The organism is Baaleninema simplex PCC 7105 (assembly GCF_000332355.1).
Taxonomy (GTDB): Bacteria; Cyanobacteriota; Cyanobacteriia; order Cyanobacteriales; family Geitlerinemataceae; genus Baaleninema; species Baaleninema simplex.
This window is the reverse complement of sequence record NZ_KB235958.1, coordinates 724,697-732,588: the sequence shown is the minus strand read 5'-3', so window position 1 is coordinate 732,588 and position 7,892 is coordinate 724,697. Positions and strand designations below refer to the sequence as shown.

Annotated in this window: 4 protein-coding genes; 3 read left to right on the top strand and 1 reads right to left on the bottom strand. The window is 47.4% G+C overall.

Annotated features, from left to right (window positions below):
- Positions 1–80: 80 nt before the first annotated feature.
- Positions 81–1,412 (bottom strand): hypothetical protein, encoded by a 1,332-nt coding sequence (locus GEI7105_RS0105165; RefSeq protein ID WP_017659421.1) that lies wholly within the window; start codon positions 1,410–1,412, stop codon positions 81–83.
- 272 nt (positions 1,413–1,684) lie between these two features.
- On the opposite strand from GEI7105_RS0105165, the gene GEI7105_RS38245 reads away from it, so the two are divergent.
- The 3 genes from GEI7105_RS38245 to GEI7105_RS0105145 all read left to right on the top strand — a co-directional run bounded on the left by GEI7105_RS38245 (position 1,685) and on the right by GEI7105_RS0105145 (position 6,801).
- A complete protein-coding gene (locus tag GEI7105_RS38245) occupies positions 1,685–2,767 on the top strand; it encodes a calcium-binding protein (protein ID WP_017659420.1) in 1,083 nt (360 codons plus the stop codon).
- 29 nt (positions 2,768–2,796) lie between these two features.
- Positions 2,797–5,334, top strand: a complete 2,538-nt coding sequence (locus GEI7105_RS0105150) for a CHAT domain-containing protein (RefSeq protein ID WP_071591971.1) — start codon at positions 2,797–2,799, stop codon at positions 5,332–5,334.
- 249 nt (positions 5,335–5,583) lie between these two features.
- The gene (locus GEI7105_RS0105145) at positions 5,584–6,801 is read left to right on the top strand and encodes a hypothetical protein (protein WP_026097447.1); all 1,218 of its coding nucleotides are present in this window, start codon (positions 5,584–5,586) and stop codon (positions 6,799–6,801) included.
- Positions 6,802–7,892: the final 1,091 nt, after the last annotated feature.

The window sequence follows — 7,892 nt, the reverse complement described above, 5'->3', positions numbered from 1 at the left end:
AGGCGGGCTTGCTTAGATGCATCCATGGGTCTGACCGGTTTCGTTATGAACTGCCCAAAGCTTAGCTCTTATGCTGCTCTTTAAGGGTAAGCATTTTTGCTTATTGCATAACTGGGATGCACCCGTGCTGCACCGCCTGTGGCGACGGCTAATCCACCGAGCATTCCCAAACCTCCTGCTGCAACGGAACCGCCGCCGAGGGTAGCTAAGGTGGCGTTGGTGGCTGCGGCACCCGATAAGCTACTCAAGCTGACTCCGGTGGCGGTTTCTGCTCCGATGCTCGACAGGAAGCGTGTCGTTTGCGGAACGAGATTCGCTCCTGTTGTGTAAGTATCTTGGATGTCTTCTTTTAAGGTATTGGTATCTCTTACAGTTTGCAAGAAGCTGGCAATATTTTCGGATAAGTCTTTGCTGTCGCTGACATCACCTTGACGAGTTACGGAATAGACGACTTTCGCGTTTTTGGGAATATCAGCGTTGAGAATAAACTCATCGAGGTCTTGTAGGAGAGGGGCGACTTCTTCAGAAATGGGTTTTCCGTCACGAACGAGTTGGTAAATAGCCAGATATCCTTCTTTTTCAATTTCCGTTAAACGAGAACTTTCTGAGATGGCTTTAACGAGGATTAAATTTACTGTCAATCCTCGGGAATTCGCGCTTGAAATAGTATAGAAATTCTTGATTTCACTGGGTAGTTCAGATGCAGCAACAATCGAGTCTAAATCTTTTAAAGTTTTGAAGTTGGGAATAGGATCTTTGGCGCGGACGTAAGCAAATGTCCCCCAAATCTGTTTCTTCTCTTTTTGAGAGAGACTTGAGGTTGCGAGGGTGAAATCGATCGCCTGTTGAATTCCCAGCAACCGCGAATTGGTACTCGCCAGCAAATAGCGATCTTTTACCTCGTCTTCCAGTTTTGAGGAATCGATGACGTAATCGAGCAATCCGAGAGCGGTTAAATCGCTGATATACCGAGCTTCTTCGATCTGCTCGTATACCATTTTGCACTTGGATTTACTGGCGTCTTGCAAAAACGAAGTGTTCTCGATTTCTTCGTAAATGCGATCGGCAATGCGGATTTCGCGATCGTAGAGGGTATGACAGACAATTGTAATGTCGTTTCCCTCTAATCCAGCCTTCTCTAAGACGAGTTGTCGCCCTTCCGTCGTGCGGCGTGGAATGGAAATTTCAACGGTTTCCCCCGAACGGAGAATTAGGTTTTGCTTCCCACCACGCCTCGCCGGAATGTAAGGCACAAAAATATGATAAGTCTCTTCAAATTCTTCTGAGTCGTTGAAGGCTAAATCTCCAGCGAGAGCCGGAGCGATCGCCAAATAATCTTTGGCAAGATAACCGAGCGTCGCAAGTGCAATTCCTTTGAGCAAATGACGGCGCGTTGTATCGAAGGCAGTCATATTGAATTGTTGGGATAATAGCTGGAGTCAGTATAAAACAAAATTACTTTTATTTTGTGAAGTTGTTGATTGCTGTAAGAATTTTTTGCAAAAATTGACGTTTTATCAAACTTAAAAAATACCCCGTTCAATATCTCGGTATTTTTTAGACTATTTTACGGAAAATTCCTAAAATTGTTATATTTTTTCATACTTCGACCCGAAACCCCCATCGCCCCACATCCCAAATCCCAGTTCCTACAATAAAAGTATCGAGTTCGCCACAACCCACCATGCGCGTATCGAGATCTGGCTTTTCCTTCGGAAGCGGCGATGTTTTCGTTTCCGTAGACGGCGGTGCGCTCACCGTCAATATCGGCGGTGTCAATCCCCCCAGTCGTACCACTGTCACCAACAGCCTCGTCACGCCTCCGATTATCGACAATCCCTTCGGCGACGCAGAACTGTTCTTCGATGTGGGTTCGGTGGAGGAAGTCCGCCGAACGCAACCCGATATTCTCGTTATCGACCCTCAAGGCAACTTTACGCGCATTTCTTCGCCGTCGGGATTCGTCTTTGAGTCGGGGGTGGGAATTTCAGACGACGCACTGGAAACGGGAATTCGCGATGTTATCGTCATCGAAGAGCCGAACGTGCGGTTTGTCGATTCGACAACTCGGAGATTTCGAGGAGACGACGATTCGGATAACGTTCGGGGAAGTTCTGAAGACGATACGATTTCGGGGTTTGACGGTGACGATCTGTTACGGGGACGCAGCGGCGAGGATTTGATTTTTGGAAACCGCGACGAGGATCGAATTTACGGCGGCGACGACGAGGACACGATTCTCGGGGGACGAGACGACGACGATTTGTTTGGAGACGACGGCGACGATATTCTCAATGGAAATCGCGGCGACGATCGCGTTTTGGGAAACGACGACGACGATATGCTCTTTGGGGGAGGCGGGAACGATCGCCTCGAAGGGGGTGACGGTGACGATACTCTAACCGGCGATCGCGGGGCGAACCAACTCAAAGGAGGTGACGGTTCGGATATGTTTGTATTGCGGGGGGATGTCGCGATCGCTGACGGACGCCGCACTCGTCCCGAAAACGCCGATTGGTTGGTGGATTTTCAACGGAGCGATCGCATTCTGCTGACAGACGGGTTGAGGGTAGACGATTTAAGGTTTGAAACCGTTTCCCTCGATCGCGCGGTATTAGAGAATAATTTCGATCGCTTTTCAGACGACGGATTATTTTCTAACCTATCCAACGTGACTGCTATACGCTTGGAGGAAAGCGATCGCTATCTCGGTTTTGCGGTCGGAGTGAGTGCAGAAACCTTGCAAAATCGCATCGAATTCAACTAAAGACCCAACTTATTTGTTTTGTATTGACGATGTTGTTTGTTCGCCACTTGCTTCGCACGTCCGGTTTCGTCTCATTAGCTTGTCTGATGGCGTGGAGCGTTCCACCGTTGACGCAAGCTGCTGTAGAATCTCGTCCGACTTGGCTTGACGTCTCTTCTGAAACCCCGTCGGATGCTGCCGTTACTTTAGTCGATCGCGGTTTAGAACACTACCGCATCGGCGATTACCAACAGGCGATCGACCTTTGGGAAGACGCCCTCGAATTCCCCCTCAGTCCCCCAGATCTCACCATCCTTCACAGCAATCTCGCCACCGCCAGCCACAAATTAGGACGACTTCAAGATGCGATACTCCACTGGGAACGCTCCCTCGAGATCGCGCGATCGCAGCCAGATACCGAAGGACAAATCGCCCGACTCCTCACCGAACAAAGCCAAGCCTACGATGCTCTCGGACAACACCAACGGGCGATCCGTCTGTTGCAAGAAGCCCTGACGTTAGCCGAAGCCACCGGCGATCGCGAAACGCAAGCCGCGATTTACGGCAGCTTGGGTAACGCCTACTGGACTTTGGGACGATACGAAGACGCCATCGACGCCCACGAAACCAGTTTAGAACTCGCTAGACCCCTCGAACTGGACGTTTTCGTCGCCACTGCTCTCAACAACCTGGGGAATGTCTACGCCAGTCGCATTCGTCGCTACCGCTATCAAGCCAGCGTCGCGCGTTCGGAAGGGGAATTTGAAGACGCCGAACGCCTCGAGACGGCGATCGATGTAGATATCGCCGCGATGTTAGAGGTGGTAAATCGAAGTGTCGCCGCCAGCGAAGCCATTGGTGGGATGACGCAGGTTCGAGCGTTATTGAATTACGATCGCCTGTTGCAAGAGTTTCAAGATCCCGATCCTCGCGAGATCGAAGCCAATCGATCGCGCGTTCTCGAGGTGTTAGCCCGCGAACCCAACTCTCGCCACAAGGCTTTCGCGTCCATCGATCTCGCGGTCGATCTCGACGAGACTACCGAGCGATCGCTTAAAATCGAGCTTTTGCAACAGGCGATCGCCGTTTCTCGCGAGATTGGCGATCGACGGGCAGAATCCTTCGCCCTCGGCACTCTCGGAGAAACTTACGAAAATAACCAAGAATACGAGAAAGCTCTCGCACTCACCCAACGCGCCCAATTCGCCGCCCAGCAGGTGAACGCTTCCGACAGTCTCTATCGCTGGCAGTGGCAAGCCGGACGCATTTACAACGCCACGAACCAATTATCTCGATCTCTGACTGCCTATCGCAACGCGATCGCCACCTTACAAAGCATCCGCAGCGACATCATCGCCACCAGTCAAGACGTACAGTTCGACTTTCGCGATTCCGTCGATCCCGTCTACCGGGAACTTGTGGCTTTGCTGTTAAACCCCGATACCCCCGGTGAAAAACAGCAGAAACTTCAAGAAGTTCTCGACGTACTCGAACTGCTGAAACTGGCAGAGTTGCAAAACTTTTTCGGTGACGAATGTGTAGAAGTATCGCAGTCGATCCTCTTAGAAGACGGACGCCTCGCCGATCCGAACGCAGCAGTCGTCTACACAGCTATTTTGCCCGATCGCACTGTGATTTTACTGCAACAAGCCGACGGAACCCTATCAGACTACAGCGTATCAGTCACAGCCGAGGAATTACGAGAGGATGTCAACCGCTTCCGCAGCCTCCTCGAAAAACGGGGAACCAACGAATATTTAGCCGAAGCCACGCGGTTGTACGATTTACTGATACGTCCGTTGGAAGCTGACTTAGCCGCGATCGCCCCAGAAACCCTAGTCTTCGTGCAAGACGGCGTGTTGCGGAAAACTCCCGTGGCGGCGTTGTACGACGGCGAATCGTTCCTCGTGGAAAAATATGCTTTGGCGACGACGCCGAGTTTGCAGTTAACCACCGCTTCCGAGAGCCAGTTAACGCGCAAAAACGCCCTCATCGTGGGGTTGACGGTGGAAGTACCGCCTTTTGCGCCCCTCAACAGTGTCGAGTCTGAAGTGAAAGGCGTACAGGAGATTATCGGTGGAACGGCACTGTTGAACGACGAGTTTACAGTAGAGAATTTCGAGAATCGCTTGAACGAGGAGAATTATTCGATCGTCCACATGGCGACGCATGGGAAGTTCGGCGTCGATTCTGACAGTACGTTTTTGTTGGCGTACGACGATCGCATCACCATTGAAGAGATGGATGCGTTGTTGCGATCGCGTCGGACTTCGGGGGCGGGCAATCTTTCACCGTTAGAACTGTTAGTATTGAGTGCCTGTCAAACCGCCGCAGGCGACGATCGTTCGGCGTTGGGAATTGCGGGGGTTGCTGTGCGGGCTGGGGCGAAAAGTGCGTTAGCGAGTTTGTGGTTTATTAACGATTCGGCGACAGTTCCTTTGGTTGAGGAGTTTTACCGCCAATTGGGAACGCCGGGAACGACGAAAGCCGAAGCATTACGTCAGGCGCAATTGAAGGCGATCGATAGTTTGGAAAACAACCACCCTGGGGTTTGGTCGCCGTTTTTGTTGATTGGAAGTTGGCAGTAATGTGAGCTTAGATTGCAAGGGGGGTATTCTGGCGATCGCCTTGCTTCTTACCAGGCAAGAAAATGATACAGTGAGGAGATAACGAGAATTAGAAAACTTACTCTCTCACGCTTCTCAATTCTCCAAACGCCTTTTTTGTAACGTAATATTACAAAACCGTCGCCGTTCCGTAAAAATCGCGATTTTTCAGCGAGAGATTAGAGAGAGTCAGTTTCTCTCAAGTCCAGCCTCAACCGACAAAAACAACTCATGGCATCACTTGACGTAACCTTCGATATTCCCGCTAAGATCGCTGAAGGTCTGATAAAGGAAACGCTCGTTCGCAATGGGGGCGTTATTCAAGACAACGCTGGACGAGTCGTCATGTGGCTAAAAGAAGCGTCCAATGCAACAGGCGTAACGCCACAATCTGGCTTACAAATGCTGTCCGGTGTCGAACCGACAGGCGTTCTAAAACTGGCTTTAGCAGCCGGAAATACAATTGTCACACAACAGCGATTAGGAGCGATTAGCGCCCAAGTCAGTCAGCTTCAAAATATGGTAACTTTTGCAACAGCAGGAAGTATGCTCACGCTGGGGGTTTCAGTTCTGGGTTTTGCCGTTATTTACAAAAAAGTTAAAGCTCTTGAAGGACGTTTGCAAAAAGTTCAAGAATCCCTCGAAAAAATTGACGAGAAAATCGATCTCAGTTTCTACGCAAACTTTCGAGCGGCGTTAGACTTGGCACAAAATGCCTTTTCTATGGCAGAACAAAGCAATCGACGCAGCAGTGCGCTACAAGCCATCAACCGTTTTCTCGAAGCCGAACACGTCTATACAGAACTTACAGACAAAGAGCTAGAACGTCAAAGCCAAATTAGTGACGAATATCTTTTAACACTATGTTTTGCTTACTTGGCGGAAACCCGATGCTATTTAGAACTCGGAGAGTACGATACAGCACTGCGTCGCTTTCAAGAAGGTAAACTGCAAATCCGAGATCGTGTCGAAAAATATATCGATATTCTTTTAACTTCTAATCCTTTGATGTATTTACATCCCGAACTCAAAGGAATCACCAACTTATCTCGACTCACCAAAATTTATCAATGGAAAAATCCGTCTCTGACGGAAAATACTGTGTTTGAACAGTTTCGAGATGAATTACCAGCTCTGGGTTTATGCTTTGATGATTGGGTAAAAGCTTTACCTGCTTCAGTGATGGAAAAATCTGAAATTAAAAAGGGATTTTTTGGAGTGTCTGATGAAGGTCGCAAAGCAGTTTTTGAGCGATTACCACAAGTGATAGAAGAAATGGAATCGATCGTTGAAACCAACGAGCGATATGCATCTTACGAATGGGAAGTAAAACTGTTGAAAAAAGCCAAAATTCCATTTCGTCAGTGGGAAATGCTAAAACCGAAAGAAGTGGCTCCTGAAGGTGCAAGTCTCATTTGCATTGAACCGCCGAAACCTTTGGCGTTGTAAAAACGAGAAAAGTGGTTGACGTACTCATCTAAAGTTTAGACAAAACTGGGAAAAGAGAGTGCCGATCGGGTGCATCTCACTTTTGCAAAAACATCAGTTTGGGGTGGCAAAATTCCCGATTAGCACTTCCGGTATAAGATCCCCGGCATCTTGGAGATGCCGGGGATCTGGAAATTGAGTGCGCCCAATTCGATGAATTTACATTTTTGAGATGCACCCTGCCGATCGTTGAGGTCGAGCGCTCGATAAGGAAAACTGAGAAAGCATCACCCACCTCAGTGAACACTATGAAAAGTGTGGCTGACCTCAAAGTCAATTTGTGATTCTTCCCACAAATCAAGTGAGATTGCTATAGAAAATAAGCCATTGAAAACTTTTGCAATAAAAGGCATTTTTTGGCAGCTTATTGACTTGATTGGCTTATCTTGCTGAAGATACTCATCTTGAAGTGCTTTATAACAGAATATTTATATTCATACATAAAATTTTATTTTTTTATAAAATAAAGTGATTTACAATTTGTAAAAAATCAGAAGCTAGACAAAGCTGAACCCTAAGTCAATATAGCTTTCAGATGATTTATATAACGAGCTGACTCTCAATCTCAAACAATATGAAAATCTAAATAAGTATTTTTACTCATGACATCGAAAAATTGCCATGATAGATTGGCACGCATAGATTTGAAGTGTAACAAATATGGTTTTTCCAAATTTTCTAGATCGAAAAATTTTTCAACTTTTGACAAGAGAAGATTTTACTCAAACGTATAATCTTATTAAAAGAAGTTTAAAATTACAAAATGTCTTTTCAGATGGAGTTTATAGTTAATCTTCTCCTTAGACAAGTCCAGCGAAAAGATTAAATACTTGAAAAATCATGTAAAGATCGAATCCCGATCTGGTAGAACACAAAAATCTAATCTGAATTTTGAACCCTGCTTAAAGCATGGCAGCAAAATTTAACAAGCTTGTGGTGAAAACTACCACCTAAATGGGTTTTCTGGATGTTATGTCCAGATAACATGATACTGAGTATTTCAGCGATCGAAGCTGAATGTATCTCAATGGATGTAAACCTATGAGTTTGAG